Origin of the sequence: Parabacteroides sp. AF17-3 (assembly GCF_003635445.1) — a bacterium.
GTDB classification, from domain to species: domain Bacteria; phylum Bacteroidota; class Bacteroidia; order Bacteroidales; family Tannerellaceae; genus Parabacteroides; species Parabacteroides goldsteinii.
The window spans coordinates 163019-185556 of record NZ_QTMM01000006.1 but is presented as its reverse complement, the minus strand read 5'-3'; the positions used below and the strand labels follow the sequence as shown (position 1 = coordinate 185556).

General features: G+C 42.1%; 13 protein-coding genes. 8 read left to right on the top strand and 5 right to left on the bottom strand.

Annotation, left to right across the window (positions count from 1 at the left end; translation table 11 throughout):
• The first annotated feature begins 430 nt into the window (after window positions 1-430).
• From DWW91_RS09830 to DWW91_RS09800, 7 genes are all read left to right on the top strand, one after another.
• Window positions 431-3517 carry a TonB-dependent receptor gene (locus DWW91_RS09830; protein ID WP_229102444.1) on the top strand — a complete coding sequence of 1029 codons (3087 nt, stop codon included), beginning with the start codon at window positions 431-433 and terminating at the stop codon, window positions 3515-3517.
• Between the two features lie 20 nt (window positions 3518-3537).
• Window positions 3538-4932, top strand: a complete 1395-nt coding sequence (locus tag DWW91_RS09825; RefSeq protein ID WP_010799993.1) for a RagB/SusD family nutrient uptake outer membrane protein — start codon at window positions 3538-3540, stop codon at window positions 4930-4932.
• Window positions 4933-5801: 869 nt separating this feature from the next.
• On the top strand, window positions 5802-6965 hold the full coding sequence (locus tag DWW91_RS09820) for a site-specific integrase (protein ID WP_007652640.1): 1164 nt from the start codon (window positions 5802-5804) through the stop codon (window positions 6963-6965).
• 224 nt (window positions 6966-7189) lie between these two features.
• Window positions 7190-8461 carry a replication-associated recombination protein A gene (locus tag DWW91_RS09815; protein ID WP_122327591.1) on the top strand — a complete coding sequence of 424 codons (1272 nt, stop codon included), beginning with the start codon at window positions 7190-7192 and terminating at the stop codon, window positions 8459-8461.
• Window positions 8462-8649: 188 nt separating this feature from the next.
• Entirely contained in the window at window positions 8650-9717 is a 1068-nt protein-coding gene (serC, locus tag DWW91_RS09810) for a 3-phosphoserine/phosphohydroxythreonine transaminase (protein ID WP_122327590.1), read from the top strand.
• Between the two features lie 2 nt (window positions 9718-9719).
• The gene (locus DWW91_RS09805; protein ID WP_007652647.1) at window positions 9720-10643 is read left to right on the top strand and encodes an NAD(P)-dependent oxidoreductase; all 924 of its coding nucleotides are present in this window, start codon (window positions 9720-9722) and stop codon (window positions 10641-10643) included.
• Window positions 10644-10811: 168 nt separating this feature from the next.
• Window positions 10812-12059: a DUF1015 domain-containing protein gene (locus DWW91_RS09800; RefSeq protein ID WP_122327589.1), complete on the top strand. Its 1248-nt coding sequence runs from the start codon at window positions 10812-10814 to the stop codon at window positions 12057-12059.
• A gap of 72 nt (window positions 12060-12131) precedes the next feature.
• Here DWW91_RS09800 and DWW91_RS09795 read toward each other — a convergent pair whose 3' ends face one another.
• From DWW91_RS09795 to DWW91_RS09775, 5 genes are all read right to left on the bottom strand, one after another.
• Window positions 12132-15710 carry a DUF6383 domain-containing protein gene (locus DWW91_RS09795; RefSeq protein WP_233584455.1) on the bottom strand — a complete coding sequence of 1193 codons (3579 nt, stop codon included), beginning with the start codon at window positions 15708-15710 and terminating at the stop codon, window positions 12132-12134.
• Between the two features lie 133 nt (window positions 15711-15843).
• Window positions 15844-16593 carry a DNA-binding domain-containing protein gene (locus DWW91_RS09790; RefSeq protein WP_122327587.1) on the bottom strand — a complete coding sequence of 250 codons (750 nt, stop codon included), beginning with the start codon at window positions 16591-16593 and terminating at the stop codon, window positions 15844-15846.
• Window positions 16594-16825: 232 nt separating this feature from the next.
• Window positions 16826-18445, bottom strand: coding sequence for an ATP-binding protein (locus tag DWW91_RS09785; RefSeq protein ID WP_122327586.1), 1620 nt, complete (start codon window positions 18443-18445; stop codon window positions 16826-16828).
• Between the two features lie 140 nt (window positions 18446-18585).
• The gene (locus tag DWW91_RS09780; protein ID WP_122327585.1) at window positions 18586-19098 is read right to left on the bottom strand and encodes a DUF4833 domain-containing protein; all 513 of its coding nucleotides are present in this window, start codon (window positions 19096-19098) and stop codon (window positions 18586-18588) included.
• Window positions 19099-19101: 3 nt separating this feature from the next.
• Window positions 19102-19569, bottom strand: a complete 468-nt coding sequence (locus DWW91_RS09775; RefSeq protein ID WP_007652655.1) for a WbuC family cupin fold metalloprotein — start codon at window positions 19567-19569, stop codon at window positions 19102-19104.
• A 101-nt stretch (window positions 19570-19670) separates the two neighbouring features.
• Between DWW91_RS09775 and DWW91_RS09770 the strand changes: the two genes are divergently transcribed.
• Window positions 19671-22403 (top strand): substrate-binding domain-containing protein, encoded by a 2733-nt coding sequence (locus DWW91_RS09770; protein ID WP_122327633.1) that lies wholly within the window; start codon window positions 19671-19673, stop codon window positions 22401-22403.
• Window positions 22404-22538 lie beyond the last annotated feature (135 nt).

Genomic DNA, 22538 nt, shown 5'->3' with positions numbered 1-22538 from the left:
CACAGAAAATTAGTAGCCGATATTTTTTGACTTGCTTTGCGTTTCAATCCATCATCTTTATTTGGGGGCAAATGAAACGAAAAAATCGCGAGGCTTTTCTACCGGGGTGGTCCCCAGCGGTTTTTAGGTCAAATAAATCTTAGCCTGAAGTGTAAAAGGCAAGGGGTTAAAAATAGATAATTTTAAATCGTCTGTTTGTCGGAAATCTTAAAATAACAGCAGCTGTTTCACTTCCGGAATACCCGATTTACTTGCTATTTTGTTAATTAACAGTCCTTTTTTTGTAAAAAGTTATTAGAATTTAGTTGTTATAATAAATTTATTATTACATTTGCGGTCTCTCAGGTATGTTTTATAATAGGTTTTTGGCAAAGTATTCACAAATATAGTGCAAATTAGTTATTTATAAGTTAAATAAAAAAGTGTGTCTATGAAAAAGTTGACTTATCTTTTGTTTTGCCTAATTTTAGGTATTGGGATGGCGACTGCTCAGACGACGAAGGTAACAGGTACTGTTATCTCGGCGGATGATAATGAGCCAATTATTGGTGCATCGATTGTCGTAAAGGGTACGATGGTCGGTACAGTGACTGATTTTGATGGTGCGTTCTCTTTGGATGTACCAAGTTCTGCAAAGACTCTGGTGATTTCGTATGTCGGTATGAAAAGCCAAGAGGTTGTAATTAAGCCAATATTAAAAATTGTATTGGAAAGTGATAACCAACAGCTTGATGAAGTGATGGTGGTTGCGTATGGTACTACGAAAAAGGCTTCTTTTACCGGATCTGCTTCTGTTGTCAAATCTGAGGATTTGTCAGCACAAAAAGAGTCTTTTGTAAAATCTTTACAAGGGAAAGTGGCAGGTATTCGTGTCGGAGGATCAACCGGTGATCCTGGTGCTGACCAAAGAATCCAAATCCGTGGTATCAGTTCGATCAGTGCTTCCAGCCAGCCTCTGTATGTCATTGATGGGGTTGCCATTGTAAACAATGATGTGACTTCCGGGTTGAAATCTCAATCCGTATTATCATCCATCAATCCGGATGATATTGAAAACTTAACGGTACTGAAAGATGCCGCTGCTGCTTCTTTGTATGGATCCCGTGCTGCCAACGGAGTAATAATCATTACAACTAAACAGGGTAAACAAGGTAAAACAAAAATTACCTACAATATGGAAACCGGCTGGACCAATATGGCAGTAAAAAATCAATACAACCTGATGAATGCAGCCGAATTAAAAGAATACTATTGGGAAGGCATCAAGAACTATGCAATATTCAGAGGCGGCATGAACGAAGCAGACGCTAATGCCTTTTCTGACGAAAATACGCCTGATTTCTTTTGGAATTATGATTCCGATATTGATACAGATTGGAAAAAAGAAGTATATAGAAACGGCATGATCACAGACCACCAAGTTGCTATTAGTGGTGGTAATGAGAAAACAAAATTCTACACCGGTTTCGGATACAATAAGACGAAAGGTATCGTTGCCGGCAGTGATTTTGAACGTTATAGCGGACGTATCAATATTGACCACCAGGCTTTCGATTGGCTACGCGTTAACGCCCGTCAAATGTTATCATTCACAAATACCAATGGTTTTCGCGACCAAAATGACCAGGAGCAAGGAATGGGAACAAGCTCTCCTCTTTCTATCTTGTATTCTATGGATCCAACAGCTGTAAACAAATTGGAAGACGGTTCATATAATCCGAATGCTGGTTTGAAATCAAATATTTCAAATCCCAACCTGATGTTAGGCGAATCAACTGGTCCTAACGCAGAAACGGTTACTTCTGAAATGTTACGAAGTATGACAAATTTTGAAGCGGAAGTTTCTCTTCCTTATGGAATCTCTGCCAAGACTATCTTTGGTTATGACTATATTGATAATAAGGAACGTGAATTTTGGGCGCCGAGTAGTGTAAATGGGGCTTCTTTGAATGGTTTAGGATACCGAACAGACTATACGAATAAGACAATGACATCCTCTACCACTTTAAATTACAATGGCAACTTCGACAAACACAACATCCGTGCATTGGTTGGTTACGAAATTGAAGACCGTAGTCTGTTGCTGACCGTGGCTTCAGCCAAATCATATTCGACAGACAAACTTCCGGAATTGGCAAACGGACAACCTTATAACGTATCAAGTTCGACATACGGTTCGTCTATCATGTCTGTACTAGCCAATGTAAATTATGATTTCGACAATAAATATTATCTGTCTGGAAGTTTCCGTCGTGACGGTTCTTCTCGCTTAGGAAAGAATAACCGTTGGGCTAACTTTTGGTCTGTTTCTGGTGCATGGCGAATTAGTGGAGAAGACTTTTTGTCTGACAATCCTCTATTCAGTGATTTGAAACTACGTGCCTCTTTTGGTACAAATGGTAACTTACCCAGCGACTATTATGCCAATTTGGCTACTTACTCTTTTGGTGGCGGTTATGGTGATGCCAGTGCTATTTATTGGGGTAGTGCAGGTAACTCTAATCTAGGTTGGGAAAAATCCAAAAACTTCAATATCGGCATTGACTGGAACTTATATAATCGTGTCAATGTGTCTCTTGAATATTATGACAAGACAACAACCGATTTGCTCTTTAGAGTACCGACTTCATATATTACCGGTTTCAGTACTAACTGGCAAAATCTTGGTAAAATCAAAAATAACGGTGTAGAACTTACAATTGGTTCTACCAATATCCAGACAAAAGATTTTACTTGGACTACCGATTTCAACGTAACTAAACAAAATAATAAAATAAAGTCGCTGCCAGAAGGTAATGACATCATGTATGGTGATGGTAACATGTATCTGCTCCGCGAAGGAGAATCTATGCACACATTCTATCTGCCACAGTGGTTAGGTGTTAATCCGGAAACTGGTTTAGGAGAATTCTACATTGATCCTTCATTAAACAGCCGTGATGCGGTAGTAGACGGTCAGGTTGTAAAAGATGGCAATGTGACGAACTATTATACAAAAGCCGGAAATACGATTGTTGGGAAAGCTATTCCGGACTGGATTGGTGGTATGACAAATACGTTTGTCTATAAGAATTTTGATTTATCTTTTATGATTTCATTCCAAACCGGTGCGAGCTTGTTTGATTATCCGGCTTATTTCTTGTCACAGAGTGATGGTATGCGTATCGGAAACTTCAGTGTGTCAAAAGAGGTTGCAGGAAACTATTGGAAAGCTCCTGGTGATGTAGTAGACAACCCGAGACCGATATATAACAACCCATATCGGTCAGACCGCTTCTCTTCGCGTACAATTAAATCAACAAACAATATTCGTATGCGTGATATCACATTCGGTTATAAGGTTCCTGTTTCCAAGAAATACATCAATAACCTACGTGTATTCTTTAAAGCCAACAATCCATTCTTGATTTATTGTGCAAGCGATTATATTGACCCGGATGTAGATGTGAATGGTTATCGGCAAGTCGATACACCGCCGACAAGATCATTTATGTTTGGCTTGAACTTTGAATTATAATTAAAAAGAAAGAAATGTATATGAAAAAGATATTATTAATAGGTGCTTTCATCAGTAGTATATTTACATCTTGCAGCGACTTCTTGGAGAAAAACCCATCAACATCTCTACCTGTTGAAGAGGCAATTACTTCATTAGATGATTTTGGCAATGCTGTAAATGGAATTTATTATTTGATGTCAGAAGACCGTATGACATACAGTGCCGATTTTGCGATCTATGCCGATTTGAGAGGTTCGGATTTTAAAGCATTAAGTAATAACAATCAAGCCGGTCCGTTATCTCGTTACACGATTACTCAAAAAGATGATATTCCTGATTGGGCTTATTATTATTTTTACAAAGCAATCGCTAATGTAAATAAGGCTTTAGCTGCAGCCGATGCTTTAGTCGTGGCAGAAGAAGATGAGGCTACATTCAATGATTATAAAGGTCAGTTGTATGCTTGGCGCGCATTACTTCATTTTGATCTGGCTCGTATGTTTTGCCAGATTCCGACAATATCCGATGATATTAATGCAGGTAATACGGGGCTTGTGTTGTCTCTTGAAGTGTATGAACCTGGATATGTTGCTCCACGTACAACATTGAAAGAAACATACGACCAGATTTTGAAAGATTTTGATACGGCTATTCCTTTGTTGACAAAAGAAGCAAACAACGGGCATATCAACTATTGGGCTGCGCTGGCTCTTCGTGCTCGTGCAAATCTTTATTATGGAAACAACGAAGCGGCATTGAAAGATGCAAACGAGGTTATCGCTTGTAAAGAATACTCTCTTTATACAATTGATAATTATTTGAAATCATGGGGATTGACTTACACTACCGAATCATTGTTTGAAATGACTATCACTACCAACTATAATGCACAGCGTAATGCTGTTGGTTATTATTGTTCTTCTGATGGTTATGGAGAATGTGCCTTTGAAGAATCCAGCGATTTGTATAAATATTTGATTGCGAATCCTAAAGATATTCGTTCTGGTTTGATCGATAATCAAGAAGAGGGTGCAAACCCTGGAGTATATCCAGCCAAATATCCGGGACGTGACAATAATATTTATGTAAACAATCCCAAGATCATACGTTTATCCGAGGTTTACCTGATTGCAGCAGAGGCGGCATTGAAAACCAACGGGGATGCAGTTTCGTATGTAAATACATTGCGTAAAAATCGTATTTCAGATTATGTAGAAGTAAAAAGTGTAACATTGGATGATATATTGTTCGAACGTCGTATTGAATTAATGGCAGAAAATAGTATGTCATTCGATTATTGGAGAAATAAAAAGTCTGTCGTCAATCCATATGTCGGAGAAATCAAATATAATGATTATCGTACAATATTACCGATTCCGCAAGCAGAGATAGACTTAGCTCCTTCTATTTTGATTCAGAATCCGCAATATTAATCCGATAAAGGATTCTCTTTGGATATTATGAATATGATAGAATATACAGAATCGGTTTTTTGAAGATTGAACGGTAAAAATGAATCATAAGTAAATAAAATTACTGGTAACAAATTATAAGAGGCTGTGTCGTAATTATGTTTTACGGTACAGCCTTTCTTTTTACATTCATCTCTCAATCTGTCCGGGGTAATGGTATTGACACTACTACGCTAGCAAGATGACATAGTAGTACTGGCATGATAGCGCAGCTAAGTCTGGGAAAAAGCCGTACGTATTCTTGGAAAAAAACATACGCTTATCTTCCAACGGATAGGCAAGGTATGGCGAACGGATGCCTACCAGTTTCTCATTTCCTGCTTATTCATACAAATTTATGTTTTATGAATTTAGGTGTCATTCTTCATCTTTTGACTCTTACTCTTTGATTATCCTCTGTATAGAGGAGTGGTTCTACCTCTTTTTCTTCAATACTTCACTCACGGCTGTCAACTTGGCTAAAACTGTTTTCTTTAATGGGGATATTGGTAAACGCTACACTTTTTATTTTTTCTTTCAATCATCAAAAAAATAGATTCTTTGTGTTTCACTTTCTGAACAGATTAAGTAAAAAAGGCTTTTTTGTATCCATTTCGGAAAGCTTCTTCTTGTTTTTTGTTTTTTATGATTAGTAAGTCTCTTTTATCTTTGCAGACTCATAGTAGAAATGAGTTATTCGGATCAATTGTTTTTTAAGGCAAGTCTAGGTGGGGATTTTGTCTCTTTGGAACTCCGGTAAATAAGTAATAACAAATTTTTAATTTGTCTTAGACATAAGAAAGAACTAATTATTGTTCCTTCGTGTTTCATTCAGAAAATAAATATATATCATGGAAAAAGTAATTTATAACTTGGTATTTAACCGCAAAAAGCAGTTAAACTCAGAAGGTAAAGCTTTGGTTCAGGTAGAAGCGTACTTGAATAAGCAGAAAAAGTATTTTTCGACAAAGGTCTATGTCAAGCCTTTTCAGTGGGATGCAAAGAGAAAAGCAGTGAAGAACCATCCTAATATGGACTCTTTAAATCAGTATCTGGCTAATTTTATTGCAGAATTAGAACAGCTGGAACTGGAAATTGTACATACCGGTAAGGAATTTTCGTTGAATGATCTGAAAGAGAAACCTGAAGCAGGTCAGACTTCTTTTTCTCTGTTTATGAAAAATGAGATTACTCAAAGTAATCTGAAACCGTCAACGTTGAAGAATCATTTTTCGACATTGCAGGTTCTTTCCTCATTTAAAACAGATGTGAGTTTTAATGATCTGAGTTTTAATTTCCTTTGCGATCTTGAGCATTATATGTTGGTGAATAAATATCACCGGAATACGATTGCCAAACATATGAAGCATTTGAAGCGTTACATCAATCTGGCAATCAATAAAGATCTGTTTGATTTGCACCGCTATCCTTTCCGTAAGTACAAGATCAAGTATATGGAAAGCAAGCGAACTCATCTTACACCGGAAGAATTGGAACAGCTGGAAAGCCTTAACCTGAGAGGCCGCCGTACGCTGCAACGAACATTGGATATGTTCTTGTTCAGTTGCTATACCGGACTTCGTTTTTCGGATATAGTCAGTATCACGAGAGAGAACTTCCTCATTATTGATGATAAGGTTTGGTTGATCTATTCATCCATCAAAACGGATGTTAATGTTCGTTTGCCCTTATTCTTATTGTTTGACGGAAAATCTCTTCCGATTTATGAACGTTATAAGAATAATCCGTGGACCTTGTTCGATATGCCGGCTTCTTCAAATTCGAATGTGAACAAGCAGCTCCGTCGAATTTGTAAGATGGCGAATATAGACAAAAAAGTCTCTTTTCATACTGCCCGTCATACGAATGCTACATTATTATTATATAATGGCGCGAATATAACAACAGTGCAGAAACTTTTAGGGCATAAAAGTGTACGTACGACGGAGATATACAGTAATATTATGGATATGACAGTAGTACGTGATCTTTCGAGTTTGTCAAGTATTAAATGATATAGGATAATGGCATTAGGGAACGTGGGGATATTATGGGGAATTTTCTGGGTTCTCTAATGTTTTATTGACAAAATGTTAGCCTGTATGGGGCGTCGCTCTGGTTTTGACTCCCTGTGGCTTTCCTTTTGTTGTGAAATTCTGTTCTCAAACATTTATTTGTAAGTGAATTTTTCAGCTGGTTATACTTTGAAAAGTAAATAAAATATCCGACTTTTGTCTGCATGATGAATCAACCTTTAGCAGAAAGATTACGTCCGAAAACACTGGATGATTATATCGGACAGAAGCACCTTGTAGGGCAAGGAGCCGTGTTAAGGAAAATGATAGATGCAGGTCGTGTCCCTTCTTTTATTCTGTGGGGACCGCCGGGTGTGGGTAAGACTACACTGGCACAGATCATTTCCAATAAACTGGAGGCACCTTTTTATACATTGAGCGCTATCAGTTCGGGAGTGAAGGATGTGCGTGATGTGATTGAAAAGGCAAAAAGTAATCGCTTTTTCAATACGGTATCTCCTATTTTGTTTATTGATGAAATACATCGTTTCAGCAAATCCCAGCAAGATTCCTTGCTGAATGCAGTGGAAACGGGTGTGGTGACGTTGATTGGAGCTACAACGGAAAACCCTTCTTTCGAAGTGATCCGTCCGCTCTTGTCCAGGTGCCAGGTATATGTACTGAAATCATTGGATAAAAATGATTTGCTTACATTATTAAATAAGGCGATCAAAGAGGACATCGTACTGAAGGATAAAGATATTGTCCTGAAAGAGACAGATGCCATGCTGCGTTATTCCGGCGGAGATGCCCGGAAGCTGCTCAACATATTGGAGCTGGTTATTTCGGCAGAAGAAACGGATAAGATCGAGATAACGGATCAAAAAGTCGTTGACCGGTTACAGGAAAATCCGGCAGCTTATGATAAAGGCGGAGAGATGCATTATGATATTATTTCAGCTTTTATCAAATCGATCAGGGGGAGCGATCCGGATGGAGCTATTTACTGGCTGGCCCGTATGGTGGCAGGAGGGGAGGACCCTGAATTTATTGCCCGCCGGTTGGTTATCTCTGCTTCGGAAGATGTAGGATTGGCTAATCCGAATGCGTTATTGCTGGCGAATGCCTGTTTTGATGCCCTGAAGAAGATCGGTTGGCCGGAAGGACGGATTATATTGGCGGAAACTACGGTTTATCTGGCTTGCAGCCCTAAAAGTAATTCGGCTTATATGGCCATAAATGATGCATTGGCATTGGTTGAACGTACGGGAAACCTCCCGGTTCCGCTTCATTTGCGGAATGCTCCGACGACTTTGATGAAGGAGTTGGACTATGGGAAAGAATATAAGTACGCACATGATTATAAGAACAACTTTGTTGAACAGGTCTATTTGCCTAAGGAAGTACAGGATCAGCACTTTTGGAAAGGGCAAAATAATCCGGCTGAGCAAAAACTGGTCGAACATATGAAGAAATTATGGGGAGACCGGTTTTGATTATTGACAATTAATAATTGAAAATTGATGATTAACTGGAATAAAGTTGTCGGATGGGTGGAAAAAGTGGCTTTTTGCTAATAATTTTCACTATTCAGTTTTCAAATTTCAATTAAATTCGTACATTAGTCGCCTGTTTTCGAAAAACACGTTACTTAAATAATATATAACATTAAAAAGAAATTGATATGAAGAAGCACAATTTTTCTGCAGGACCTTCTATTCTGAGCGAATACACGATTAAGAATGCAGCAGCAGCTGTTGAAAATTTCGCAGGTACAGGGTTATCAATTCTTGAAGTATCTCATAGAGGTAAAGAATTTGTTGCAGTAAACGACGAGGCCAGAGCTTTGATCAAAGAGTTACTGGATGTGCCGGCTGGTTACGAGGTTGTATTTCTGGGTGGTGGTGCCAGCATGCAGTTTTGTATGGTTCCTTTCAACTTGTTGAACAAAAAAGCTTCTTATCTGGATACGGGGACATGGGCCTCTAATGCGATCAAAGAAGCTAAATTATTCGGAGAAGTTGATGTTGTAGCATCTTCAAAAGAGGCTAATTATACTTATATTCCGAAAGGTTATACAGTCGCAGAAGATTCAGACTATTTCCATTTTACATCTAATAATACGATCTATGGTACGGAGATGCGTTATGATCCTGATCTGAATGTACGTCTGGTATCCGATATGTCTTCTGATATTTTCTCCCGTCCGATCGATATCTCTAAATATGATGTAATTTATGCCGGTGCACAGAAAAATCTGGCTCCTGCTGGTGTAACATTGGCTATTGTCCGTACAGATGCTTTGGGACATGTAGACCGTGCTATTCCTACAATGTTGAATTACAATACACATATCAAGAAGGACTCTATGTTCAACACGCCTCCTGTGTTCCCGATCTTTGCCGCTTTGCAGACATTGAAATGGTATAAGGAGTTAGGTGGTGTTGCTGTTATTGAAAAGATGAATCTTGAAAAAGCAGCTATCCTGTATGATGAAATCGACCGTAACAAATTGTTCAAAGGTACTGCCGCCGTAGAAGACCGTTCTATCATGAACGTTTGCTTTGTAATGAACGATGAATATAAGGAGTTGGAAGACGAATTCAATAAATTTGCTTCTGCTGCCGGTATGGTAGGTATCAAAGGTCACCGTTCAGTAGGCGGATTCCGTGCTTCTCTTTATAATGCAATGCCGAAGAGCAGTGTGGAAGCGTTGGTTGCTACAATGAAAGAATTTGAAAAACAGCATTGATTATGACAAAAGTATTAGTTGCTACCGATAAACCTTTCGCTGCGATAGCAGTGAAAGGTATCCGTGAAGTTGTTGAAGGTGCAGGTTACGAACTGGCTCTTCTGGAAAAATATACGGACAAAGCTCAATTGCTGGATGCTGTGAAAGATGCCAATGCGGTGATTATCCGTAGTGATATCATTGATGCTCCGGTGTTGGATGCTGCCAAGGAATTAAAGATTGTGGTTCGTGCCGGTGCCGGTTATGACAATGTGGATCTGGCTGCTGCCACTGCCCACAATGTGTGTGTAATGAATACGCCGGGACAGAATTCCAATGCGGTTGCCGAACTTGTTTTCGGTATGTTGGTATATGCTGTCAGAAACTTCTATAACGGAACTTCCGGAACAGAATTGATGGGCAAGAAGCTGGGTATCCTGGCTTATGGTAATGTGGGACGTAATGTAGCCCGTATTGCAAAAGGTTTCGGTATGGATGTATATGCTTATGATGCATTCTGTCCGGCAGAAGTGATTGAAAAGGATGGTGTAAAAGCGGTTGCTTCCACTGCCGACCTGTTCAAGGCTTGCCAGATCGTATCTCTTCATATTCCGGCTACAGCCGAAACAAAAGGTTCTATCAATTTTGAATTGATGAACTCTATGCCTAAAGGTGCTATCGTAGTAAACACGGCCCGTAAGGAGGTGATCGACGAAGCCGGTCTGGCAAAGATGCTGGAAGAACGTCCTGACTTTAAATATATCACGGATATCAAGCCGGCTATCGATGCAGATCTGGCTGCCAAATATCCGGACCGCTATTTCGGTACACCGAAAAAGATGGGTGCCCAGACTGCTGAAGCGAATATCAATGCAGGTATCGCAGCTGCCAAACAGATTGTTGATTTCCTGCAGAACGGTAACGAGAAGTTTAGAGTTAATAAATAAGTTTCTTATAAGATAGGAGTATAACACACCCCCTGCCCCCTCTCGAGAGGGGAATGGTTACCACCAGATTGTATAAACAAAGAGTAACTAATTCCCCTCTTGAGAGGGGGTAGGGGGTGTGTCATTCACTACTATATGAATGTATAATAACCAAATAGATTTACTACCATGGCAAAAATAAAACCATTCAAAGGTATACGTCCCCCTAAAGATTTAATAAAAGAAGTCGCTTCACGTCCTTATGATGTGTTGAACTCTGAAGAAGCACGTGAAGAAGCGAAAGGCAACGAAAAGTCTTTATACCATATCATCAAGCCGGAAATAGATTTCCCGGTGGGAACAGACGAACATGATCCGGCCGTTTACGAAAAGGCTGCCGAGAACTTTCAGATGTTCCAGGATAAAGGTTGGTTGGTTCAGGATCAGAAAGAACAATATTATGTGTATGCACAAACTATGAATGGACATACACAATACGGCCTGGTCGTATGCGCTTATGTGGATGATTATCTGAAAGGCAACATCAAGAAGCACGAGTTGACACGCCGTGATAAGGAAGAGGATCGTATGAAGCATGTTCGTGTGAACAATGCCAATATCGAACCGGTATTTTTTGCTTATCCTGACAATTCCGAACTGGATGCTATCGTAAAGAAATATACGGCTAATGCACCGGAATATGACTTCGTGGCAGAATTGGACGGTTTCGGTCATACTTTCTGGATCATCGATGAAGAGAAAGATATTGCCCGCATCACCGAACTATTCGAAGAAATGCCTTCATTATATATAGCAGACGGTCACCACCGTTCGGCAGCGGCAGCTTTGGTAGGAGCGGAGAAGGCTAAACAAAACCCGAACCATCGCGGGGATGAAGAATATAACTTTTTTATGGCTGTCTGCTTCCCGGCTAATCAGTTGACGATTATCGACTATAACCGTGTTGTAAAAGACCTGAACGGACTGACGGAGGAAGAGTTCCTCTCCAAAGTGGCAACGAACTTTACTGTAGAAGAAAAAGGTACGGATATATATAAACCAACGGGACTGCATAACTTTTCCCTCTACCTGAATGGTAAGTGGTATTCATTGACAGCTAAACCTGGTACGTACAACGATAATGACCCTATCGGTGTACTAGATGTGACGATCTCTTCCAACCTGATCTTGGACGAAGTTTTGGGTATTAAAGACCTGCGTTCGGATAAACGTATAGACTTCGTCGGAGGTATCCGTGGATTGGGCGAATTGAAGCGCCGTGTAGACAGTGGAGAAATGAAAGTGGCTCTGGCCCTGTATCCTGTCACCATGAAGCAGTTGATGGATATAGCCGATACCGGAAATATCATGCCTCCTAAGACAACCTGGTTTGAACCTAAATTGCGGTCAGGACTGGTTATTCATAAATTGGTATAAGAACGATCTATTTATTAATAGAAAAGCCCCGGAACTTTTGCTCTGGGGCTTTTTTTATAGGTTTGTCTTTTATTATAAAACAACTTTCACACACTGATTCGTTACCCGTATCAGGTAAATACCCTTCGGCAATGCTATCTGTTCTTTATTGCCGGAAGTCCGGAAAGCTTTCAGCAGGCGTCCGTCGGGGGTGAAGATGTGGACCTGTTCCGGCTGAGGAGCCTGTATGTGTAGATAGCCGTTGGCGGTATAAATCTTGATACCGCCGGTATCGACTGTCTCGTTGGCAACCGGATCAGGATTTTTCACCACACCGTCGATGAAGATTTCGACATCGCTACGGATATACTTCACGATATAGGCTCCGTCACTGCTCCGCGGTGTAATCGTTTCTCCCCGGTCGGTCGTGACAATTGGTTCGGATTGGTTATAATCTTCATCCAATGTCAGGTAAAAACGGAAGTTCTCCCACGATTCAACCTCATAGTCACCCGGAGCCGGATCGGTCGTGGCTCCCTCTACGGACGGAAGAGTAACTGTATAATAAACAGGGGGAGGTGGAGCCGGTATTCCTTCAAACTCAGCCATGACGGTCACGTCGTAGGCCGGCATACGAAAAGAATTACCGGACAAGGCTACAGTTGTATTTGCATCCCCTGTTTTATATACTTGCAATGAACCGCTTTTCAGACGATAACCATCGGCAGGAGAGACGGTCAGAGCCACCTCGACTCCTTCGGTTATATCCACACTCGGAGAAGCTGTAATGTTTCCATTCTCCATCGAAGAAATTGTTATCTGATAAGGGATCTGCTCAAACTCTGCTGTAACCGTTACGCCATAAGTCGGCATATTGAATGAGGTTCCGGACAGAGCGATAGTTGTACCTCCGTCTCCTGTCTTATAGACTTTCAATGAACCACTTTTCAGGCGGTAACCGTCGTTTGGCAAGATGGTTAAAGCAACCTCTGTTCCTACTGTTACGTTGGTATTTGGAGTCGCTGTAATTGTACCGTTTGCCGTTGGGGTAACAGAAACTGTATAAGGTATGGCAGTAAATCCTTGTGCCGAAAAGGTTACATCGTCTGTTACCGAATGAGTAGAACCGGTAAGCTCCACCCCATTAGCAAAAACGGAACCTCCCTGATAACCGTCTTTAGGAATCACGGACAATGTCAGTTCCGTATTGGCAGGGACTCTATCGCCACTATCCAGTTCCGTATCATGATTACCCGCTACACCTATCCATTTAACAGCAAGCGCTCCGTGTGTAGGCTGAGTGATATTCACAGTCTTAAGAACTACTGTTACCGCATCTTTATATTCCGACAATTGATAGGTATCTCCTGCTTTGAAAAGAGGATATTTTGTATCAGCTGAGTAGAAATATGAAAACTGAAGGTTTGAAGGGAAATCACCTATAATTAGTGGAACACTTGTTGAAGGAACTCCCCCCACACTCCTGACAAGAAGCGTCTCACCTGTTAGCCCTTTTCCTTTTATCGTCGTTGCTTTACCACTAAGCAGGCGGATAGCCGGATATTCAGTGGAAGACGGATTTACCGACTCAATTGTTATAAAAGAGTTATCCAGCGTTATATTGGTAAACCGATCTATTGTTGGCAAAACAAGAGGATTTTCCTTTGTTCCACCTCCTTTTAGGATCAGTTTGAAATCGTCTGCCCGGTCGCCGGTAATGTTTTGGCATGAATTTATTGTACTAGTAATAGTAGGGTTTCCCTCTATAGTAATACTTCCTCCCACTTCAGGTATATTATTTGATGCAATACGGAGAACAGATATTTCTCCTCCTTTAACCAATATATCAGCCTTTCCTCCAATCTGACCATTCAGTCCGCTTCCGTAAATACCATCAAATTTGCCTCCTTCTATTATTACGGAGGTATTGCTTGTCACACTTCCGTAAAGACCATCACCAAAAACAGTTGATTTTGTTGTTACACCCGTAACCTTCACTTCTGTATTACCGACACGTCCCTTATCGTTATCCTGATCCTGATCACTACCATAGCCACCGCCATAAATAGCATTGCTTATCGTACCTCCATTTACCAGCACATGGGTAGTCCCGTTCACCTGCCCTTGCCAGCCTCCGCCATATACTCCGATACAGGATCCACCGTCCATAGTGACATAAGTGTCGCCGGTTACAACAGATGCTTCCTGTTCGCCACCTCCATAAATGAGATCGGTTACAGTTCCTTGCTTTATATTCACCCGAGAGGTGTTACTACTACCGGTTCTGCAACCTCCGTATAAACCTCCGGCAATCGTACCTGTGGTATTAAGCGTTACCTCGGTACTTCCGCAATCAGCATCATAGCAACCTCCGAAAGTCCAGGAGGCAGAAGCCGAGCCATCAATGGTCAATTTACTCTCACCAATAACCGGACCGTTCTCGCCACCACCATACAAATAACCCAAACTTCCACTTGATACCTGTACATCCGTATTTTGACAGGATGCCGTTGCCATAACACCTCCCCCGCATAAGGTAGTAGTCAAACTTGCAGAACCGCTTACCCGTACCGTTGCCGTCCCTAAAACCGGCGACGCCCAACCGCCGCCGTATGTCCATTTCGTAAACGTACCGCCGGTTATATTCAATTCCGTACTGCCGCAGGTGGCGGTGGTTGCATTATTTTGACCTCCTCCGGCAGTTACAAAACAATTGAATGTGCCACCGTTTATCGTTACTTTGGCTTTACCCGTGACAGGGGCCTCTTCTCCACCTCCCATCAGATTATATCTATAGCCATCTACTTTCCCGAAGGTGCCGCCTTTTATTGTGACATTGGTATTTCCACATTCGGCATAACTTTCTTTACCTCCACCATATACATAATCAATACTGCCATTCTCAATCTCTACATTCGCCGTACCCGCAACCGAAGCATTCTTACCTCCTCCATAAAGCCAGGAAACATTACCGCCTAGTACTTTTATATTAGTATCGCCAGTCACATCTGCGTAAAATCCGCCACCATAAACTGTTTGAAATGTTCCGCTCTTTATTGTAATGGAAGTACTTTTTATTTCTACTCCCTCTTCATAAAAGCCACTTCCGCCGCATACTGTCATATACTGATTTGTACAAGTTACATTTTCATCGAAGACCAATGCATTACCACAGGCTACAAGTTCTTTCAGATCTAATGTCAGATTCTTGAAAGTTACAGGAGCTTCCATTTCTATCGTACTTGTCGATTTAAAAACCGTTGTTGTTGCTGTTCCTTGAATTGTACAAGATACTTTCGGTATTTTAAACACCGGCTTTCCAAGCTCATCTCCATACACAAGTTCCACATCTTGCAACAATGTGATAACATCATTTTCCTGCAAAGCCTCTACTGCATCATTCCATGATTGATAATTAGTCGTATTCCCGCCATGAGCTACCTGTATAATATTTCCGGAAGTCGTTTTAGTGAATGGATTCACTTTTGTGCTACTTGTCGCAGGATGATAATCTGTTGCAAGCTCAGGTAACTTTATTTGCTTAAAAGTAGCAGACGAACCTCCCGACGAATTGTTTTTCTGTGCCATTCCTTGCACAGCTACCATCATAAAAAAAGCGACCGACAAGCCTGTCAGCCGGGTTACCATACGTTTTAGTAAATTTTTTTTCATATGCATATTAATATTAGTGTTGTTATTATTATCCGATCGCCAGGTCATCCCGGTCGCGATTGGCACCTTATCCTGGTCGCGATCGACACTCCATCCCGATCGGAATAGGGTGTCGATCCTTTGGCTGTCCTTGTTATTCTATCTCAGGACGATCGCCACCGCCGCCCGATTTACCGCCTACCCAGAGAGTGATGGTGGTACTGCGGGGAGCTTTTAAAGTGGTGCCTGTAGAATATTGTGTAGTTACTGTTAGTGTATATTCGCCATCGGCAAGTCCGGGAGGGACCAGAAGCATCAGTTCCGACGGTTTGTTGGAAGCAATCATGTCGTCATCGAGCTTTGTAACGACTCCTTCGCTGTTGGTCAGCGATACGCCTACTGCTGCATCGCTACCAACTACCTTTAGCATGGCACCGCGCACGATCAGGTTACGTCCGGATGTAGCCGTACCGTCTTTGAGTCCGGTCTTGCGGTCCTCTGTTTCAAGAATGTACATCACATTTGATTTCGTACCCAGGATGCTGACTGACGTTTGAGCAATTTCTTCGCGCAGTCCTTTGTCTTGTGTGACAGAGACATAAATAGAGTTTTTCTCCTTATTCCATACGCCACCTTCCACGACACCGAGGAATTTTGCTACGGCACGGAAGAGTCCGGTGTTCACGCTGTATCCGCTTAGGATAAGGCGGGCAACAACGCGGTTGTAGAGTGAAACAGAGTGTCGAAGTGTTTCGATACGCAGTCCGGTGTCTTCCTTTAACATCTCGTCGATGATGTCGTCGAAGTCTGCTTTACCTGCCGATTCAAGTTGTAAGATCTTGTCATTCAGATCATCTGTGGTCACCGTATTGTCGATGAGCCAGCCTTTTAATACGTTTTGCATAGGCTTGAATTGATATTAGTTCTTGTAGAACTATGGCAATTCAAGGCTTTGAAAATTAAGTAAAAAGTAATATAGGACTGATTATAGTATTGTTTTAGGTTTTTTATTAAATTACATTTTACCCCATGTAAATTCGGTTATTATCATTATCTTTGTCACCATTATTAACCTAGTTCTACAAGAACTGATCTATCGTAGTCATACTCCCCCTTAAATTATGTGAATATTCTTTTTATCTTATTTCTTTACTCTCTCCGTCACCTTTGCCCCTGTCTCGATTGCCGTTAACTGCCGGATCGACTGTTTCTACCAGCCATTTCTCGATATTACGAGTCTTAGAGCTGAAGTTGACGCCTATTTTGTAGAGTGTGCGTGTCGTATCGGCTTCAAAGGGGCGTGCGTAATGTTTCTCATTGATCTGTCGAAGAGCTTCTTCGGCCGTGCTGTCGAACTTAAACTCCATCACATAGGTGTATTTATCCGTTTGCAACACCAGGTCTACGCGGCCTTCACTGGTATGATATTCCGCTTTGACGTAGAAGCCCACCAGCTTAAAGACGATAAAGAGTATGTTCTGATAATGAAGCTCCAGATCGCGCACCAGCTCATAAGGCGTATCGGCCATCAGAGAGGAAAGACGGCGGAAGAAGGCGTCGACTTGGCCTGTTTCCACTTCGTTTACAAACTTTTGTATCTGGAAGGGCGAGTCTACTTTATCAGCATTTGCATAGAAGGGCATCAAATACTTGAGAAATCCCTCTTCCACTTCCCGGTTGGGAAAGCCCAGGCGATACATTCCAAAACGAGGGTCGTACCCCTTGATGGTAAGGTATCCGCTCTGATAGATCACGGGGATAGGGTTGGTCGACTCCGAGTCGATGCTGTTCAGTATGTCTGCATTTGTTTCCTCGTGTGCCATACGGTATAGATCGTAATTATGGCGTTTGAGTAGTTCTACCAGGTAGGAGGGGGTTCCCGTCTCGAACCAGTAGCTGCCGAACTTCATCTTCAGGAAGGTATTTAACAGACTGAAAGGGTTGTAGATACCGATTGAGTTTTCCACGAAGTGGTAGCCGTCATAGCATGCTTTCAACTCGCGGCAGACATCCTCGTAAGACATCTTCTGCGCATCGGCCAGTTCGTGAAGCTCATCCTCAAAGTTGGTATGTATTTCCTTTTCGGTGATGCCACAGAGCTCGACATAAAGGTCGTCCATCGAGATATCATTCAGGTTGTTCAAGTCGCTGAATACGCTTACTTTACCAAATTTGGTAACTCCTGTCAGCAATGCGAATTTGATGTAGCCGTCCATGGATTTGAGTACGCCGTAGAAAGGCTTCAGCGTAGTACGAAAAGCCTTTTGCAGTTCTACGTCGCCGATAGCCTGAAGCATCGGCTTGTCGTACTCGTCGACAAGGATGGCAACACGTTCACCACTTTTTTCGCAGGCACGGCGGATAATTCCGGCAAACCGTAGGGAGAAAGAGGTTTCCGAAGGGCGGGTTCCATAAAGTTCCTCCCACTGTACCAATGTGTCGTTGAGAATTTTATCTAGACTCTCCGGTGTGTTATACTTCTCTATATTCAGATCGAGATGTAGCACGGGCCGTTTCACCCAATCTTTTTCAAGCTGTTCGATGGCCAGGCCTTCAAACAGTTCTTTCTTCCCTTCAAAGTAAGCTTGAAGGGTGGATATCATCAGGCTCTTACCGAAGCGGCGCGGGCGACTGAGGAAAAAGTACCGCCCGGTTTTCACCAGTCGGTATAACAATGCCGTCTTATCTACATAGAAGTAACCGTCATTACGAAGACTCTCAAAATTCTGAATACCGATAGGATACAATTTGCTCATAATACTTGGCTTTTATTAAAACGGAACCATCCGAACGCAAATATACCTTTTTATCGGCTGATGCCAAACATACAGCGAAGGTTTTCTGTGTCCGGATGTTTCATTTCTTCGTCGCGTTCGTCATGTTGTTTTGAATATCGTTATTTACTGACTCTCTCCGTCACCTTTGCCCCTGTCTCGATTGCCGTTCCCTGCAATTCCACGTATTCAACGCCTAACGGATTATTGGGCTTGCCTTTTACGTAGAGTGATTCGAGTATGGCCGGTTGGTTGTCGATCGTTGTCATGCAGACATATCTGGATTCTCTTTTGCAGATTGTCAGCTTCTTGCCGGAGTAGGCGGTCAGGGTCACTTCGCTGGTGTCGTTGCCTTCCGAAACCAGTTTATAGCCGTAAGCCATCTTACGCTGAAAATAGCTTAGCTCGTTGGTTTCTCCCACTCGTTCTTCCCGGTTTACCCAGTAGATGTTTAGGGGGACTTTCGTATTCAGTTTGCCGTTCTCCAGATTCACATCGTAACATACCAGATTTTTGTTAAGGCTTCGGGCGATATGGAAAAGCCGTTCGGCAGTCGGGTAGGTACTGTCATCTGGATTGGAGGCATGCATCACTGTAATGAGTGAAAGGAACAGGGTTAAATAAATCGTTTTCATCGCTTATAAGTTGGAAGTAAGATAAGTTAAATATTCGTCGATTCCTTTTTCATCATCCGGTTCCGGACTCCACGGAGCCATATTCTCCGGATGTAAAGGCGCGAAAGGCCCCGGTTTTACTTCATAAATAACTGTTCCCGATTCCAATACGAGCAGGCTATGCCAGATGCCGGGTTTGATTTCTGCGCCATACGATCCGGCAAGCGGGTCGAGCAGAAGTTTCTCTGTGATATTTCCGTCATTATCAAAAATAAATAGCATGGCTTTCCCACGGAGCAGCAGGAAAATTTCGTCTTTATCCGGATTCAGATGACGGTGAGGGCGGATATAAGTATCCGGCTCCATGGCATTCAGCAGGCGGTTTACAGGATCGTCCAGTTGTTCGTGGAAGTTGTAATTCATACGTAAGCGAGGTGACTGTTTGGCACGCTCGCTGGTCTCGTCGAGTAGTTGTTTATTTATTATTTTCATGTTATGCAACAATTATTTGAGGGACGAATGTACAAAATAAATTTTGTCTGTTATGCCGATAATCCGTACTTTTGTACGAAACCCTGAAAATCGGCTGCTTCATGAAACTCATTATATACCGCTTTTGTCTGTTGATATGTATCTTGTCTCTAACAATTTCCTGTAAACGGGAAGGAGAAAAGAAATTTGTTGTGGGCGTTTCCCATAGTTCTATCAATGATAGCTGGCGGAAAGCGATGGTGCTGGATATGCAGGTAAAAGCTTCTGAGTATCCTGGACTGACTCTGCAAATAAAAGATGCCGGTGAAGACAATGACACTCAGATCAAACAGATACGTGAGTTTATCAAACAACGGGTAGACCTGGTCATTATATCTGCCAACGAATCGGAACCTGTCACAACCGCAGCCGTAGAGGCTTTCCGGGCGGGGATTCCTACTATTATAATAGATCGGAAGATTTATTCGGAAGAATATACGACTTTTATCGGTGCGGACAATTATGAGATTGGCCGTGCAGCCGGATTGTTTATCAATTCATTGCTGAAGAAAAAGAAGACAACGATTGTCGAAGTGTGGGGGCGCGAAGGTTCTTCTTCTGCCCGCGACAGGCATAACGGTTTTAGTGATGCTCTTATCCATAATGATAATGTGATTCTGAAAACTGTGTACGGGCGTTGGCATGCGAAAGAAACAAAAGAAAATATAGCAACACTTGGTCTCTTTGATGATATTGATATCGTGTATGCTCATAATGATGTGATGGCATTGGCTGCGCGGGAGGCTATTATGGAGATAGATTCGCTGGCGGTAAAAAGGATAAAGTTTATCGGCATAGATGCTTTGCCGGGTAAGGGTAAAGGGATCGAAGCGGTAAGTAACGGTCATCTGACTGCCTCGTTCGTTTATCCAACCGGAGGAACTACTGCGATAAAGGTTGCCTGGCAGATACTGAACGGGCAGCCTGTTTCCAAACAATACGCATTGACATCGGCCCTGATTGACAAAGATAATGCAGGTACTTTATATTTGCAGACCGAACAGTTGGCTGATTATCAGGAACAGATCGAGAAACAGCGGAATAATCTGGAAGAGATGCTTTCGGAATATCGTTTTTTACAAAATTCAGTCGGTTTGATCCTATTGTTGCTGGGAGTAGTGGGCCTACTGGCTCTTTATGTAATACATATCTTCCGCAAGGTACAGCGTAAGAACCATGAACTGAAGCGAACTAATATACAGGTGGAACAGCAACGCGAAGAACTGGCTGTTGCCAACCGGAAGATCGAACAGGCTACTACCCGCAAATTACAGTTCTTTACAAATGTATCCCATGAGATCAAAACACCGCTAACACTGATACTCGGGCCGTTGAATAAGCTATCGAAAGAGTTGCCTCCTGATTCTCCGATTGCCGACGACATACATATTATAAAGAAGAATGCCGACCGCCTGAAACGTGTTGTCAGCCAGCTGCTCGACTTCCGTAAGGTAGAAAGTAACAAGATGGATATGCGGGTGACGGAAATAGATCTGGTTACCTTTATCGAAGATGTCAGTTCCTATTTTGATAATATGGCACAGAGCAAACAGATACAATACTCGTTTCAACATGATGTCTCTTCCGTAATGTTGTGGGTGGATACGGATAAGATGGAAAAGATACTGGCCAATCTGTTGTCGAATGCCTTTAAGTTTACACCTGATGGAGGAACCGTCACAATTCGTTTGCAGGATCATGCGGGATATATTATCCTTTCGGTAGAAGATAATGGGAAAGGAATCCAGCCGCAGAACCTGTCTTCCGTTTTCGATCAGTTTTTTACCGCCGACCATCTTACCGGAACGGGGATTGGTCTGCATCTGACTCATGAGTTTGTCGGTATGCATAAAGGAAGTATCCGTGTGGAAAGTGAACCGGGGAAACGTACCGTCTTTTTTGTCGAGTTGCCCAAAGGAAAATCTCACTTTGATGAATCTTGTGTGTTTGCCCCTTCCGTAACAGAATTGTCGAGCGGCGTAGCCAATCTGGATACCCGTGAAATGGATGAGATTGTGAACCGTACCTACGATTATACGATCCTGATTGTTGAAGACGATCCGGATATTAATGCGTATCTGCAAAAAGAACTGAAACCGAATTTCCGTATCCTGACAGCAGAGAATGGTTTGGTAGCCGTGGATATACTGGCAAAAGAAAATGTGTCGCTGGTAATCAGTGACGTGATGATGCCCGAAATGAATGGCTATGAATTGTGTAAGCGGATTAAATCGGATATTGTTTTCAGCCATATACCGGTTATATTGCTCACCGCCCTTTCCGATGATAAACAGCGAATGTATGGTATTGCCAGCGGTGCCGATGAGTTTATCCAGAAACCGTTTAATATTGAAGAAGTAAAACTCCGGATCGTCCGTCTGCTGGAAGAACGTGCCCGGCTGAGGAATGCATTCGCCCAGGAACTTCAATCGCCTGCCGCTTCCGGATTGAAAACGGATAAGGCGGAAAGTATGGACGAATTGTTTATGCGTAAGTTCATGGCATTGATCGAGGAATCTTATCCTGATTCAAACTTCAGTATCGAAAAAGCGAGCGAAATGCTTGGCCTGTCGCGTGTGCATCTCTACCGGAAAGTAAAAGAACTGACAGGTGTGACGCCTACCGATTTCCTCCGTAACTACCGTTTGAAGCAAGCCGCTGCCTTGTTGCGTCAGAAAGACTGTAATGTCAATGAGGCTGCTTATGCAACCGGTTTCAGTTCCCCTCCTTATTTCTCCAAATGCTTTAAAGCGGTGTATAATATTACACCAACCGAATATCAGGAGAAAGGATAACACTCGTTACATTTATGTAACGATACTATAAGCCTGTTGAAAATAAACCTTTTATGTAACGAATGTTATCCTTTTTGTAGCATCCGTTATCGTCTGCTTCTGTTCCGTTCCTTAGTTTTGCATCATCAAATATAA

Bases quoted from the DNA above. Each gene is read 5' to 3' on its own strand.
- DWW91_RS09830 (WP_229102444.1), top strand. From the start codon at position 431: ATGAAAAAGTTGACTTATCTTTTGTTTTGCCTAATTTTAGGTATTGGG.
- DWW91_RS09825 (WP_010799993.1), top strand. From the start codon at position 3,538: ATGAAAAAGATATTATTAATAGGTGCTTTCATCAGTAGTATATTTACA.
- DWW91_RS09820 (WP_007652640.1), top strand. From the start codon at position 5,802: ATGGAAAAAGTAATTTATAACTTGGTATTTAACCGCAAAAAGCAGTTA.
- DWW91_RS09815 (WP_122327591.1), top strand. From the start codon at position 7,190: ATGATGAATCAACCTTTAGCAGAAAGATTACGTCCGAAAACACTGGAT.
- serC (WP_122327590.1), top strand. From the start codon at position 8,650: ATGAAGAAGCACAATTTTTCTGCAGGACCTTCTATTCTGAGCGAATAC.
- DWW91_RS09805 (WP_007652647.1), top strand. From the start codon at position 9,720: ATGACAAAAGTATTAGTTGCTACCGATAAACCTTTCGCTGCGATAGCA.
- DWW91_RS09800 (WP_122327589.1), top strand. From the start codon at position 10,812: ATGGCAAAAATAAAACCATTCAAAGGTATACGTCCCCCTAAAGATTTA.
- DWW91_RS09795 (WP_233584455.1), bottom strand. From the start codon at position 15,710: ATGAAAAAAAATTTACTAAAACGTATGGTAACCCGGCTGACAGGCTTG.
- DWW91_RS09790 (WP_122327587.1), bottom strand. From the start codon at position 16,593: ATGCAAAACGTATTAAAAGGCTGGCTCATCGACAATACGGTGACCACA.
- DWW91_RS09785 (WP_122327586.1), bottom strand. From the start codon at position 18,445: ATGAGCAAATTGTATCCTATCGGTATTCAGAATTTTGAGAGTCTTCGT.
- DWW91_RS09780 (WP_122327585.1), bottom strand. From the start codon at position 19,098: ATGAAAACGATTTATTTAACCCTGTTCCTTTCACTCATTACAGTGATG.
- DWW91_RS09775 (WP_007652655.1), bottom strand. From the start codon at position 19,569: ATGAAAATAATAAATAAACAACTACTCGACGAGACCAGCGAGCGTGCC.
- DWW91_RS09770 (WP_122327633.1), top strand. From the start codon at position 19,671: ATGAAACTCATTATATACCGCTTTTGTCTGTTGATATGTATCTTGTCT.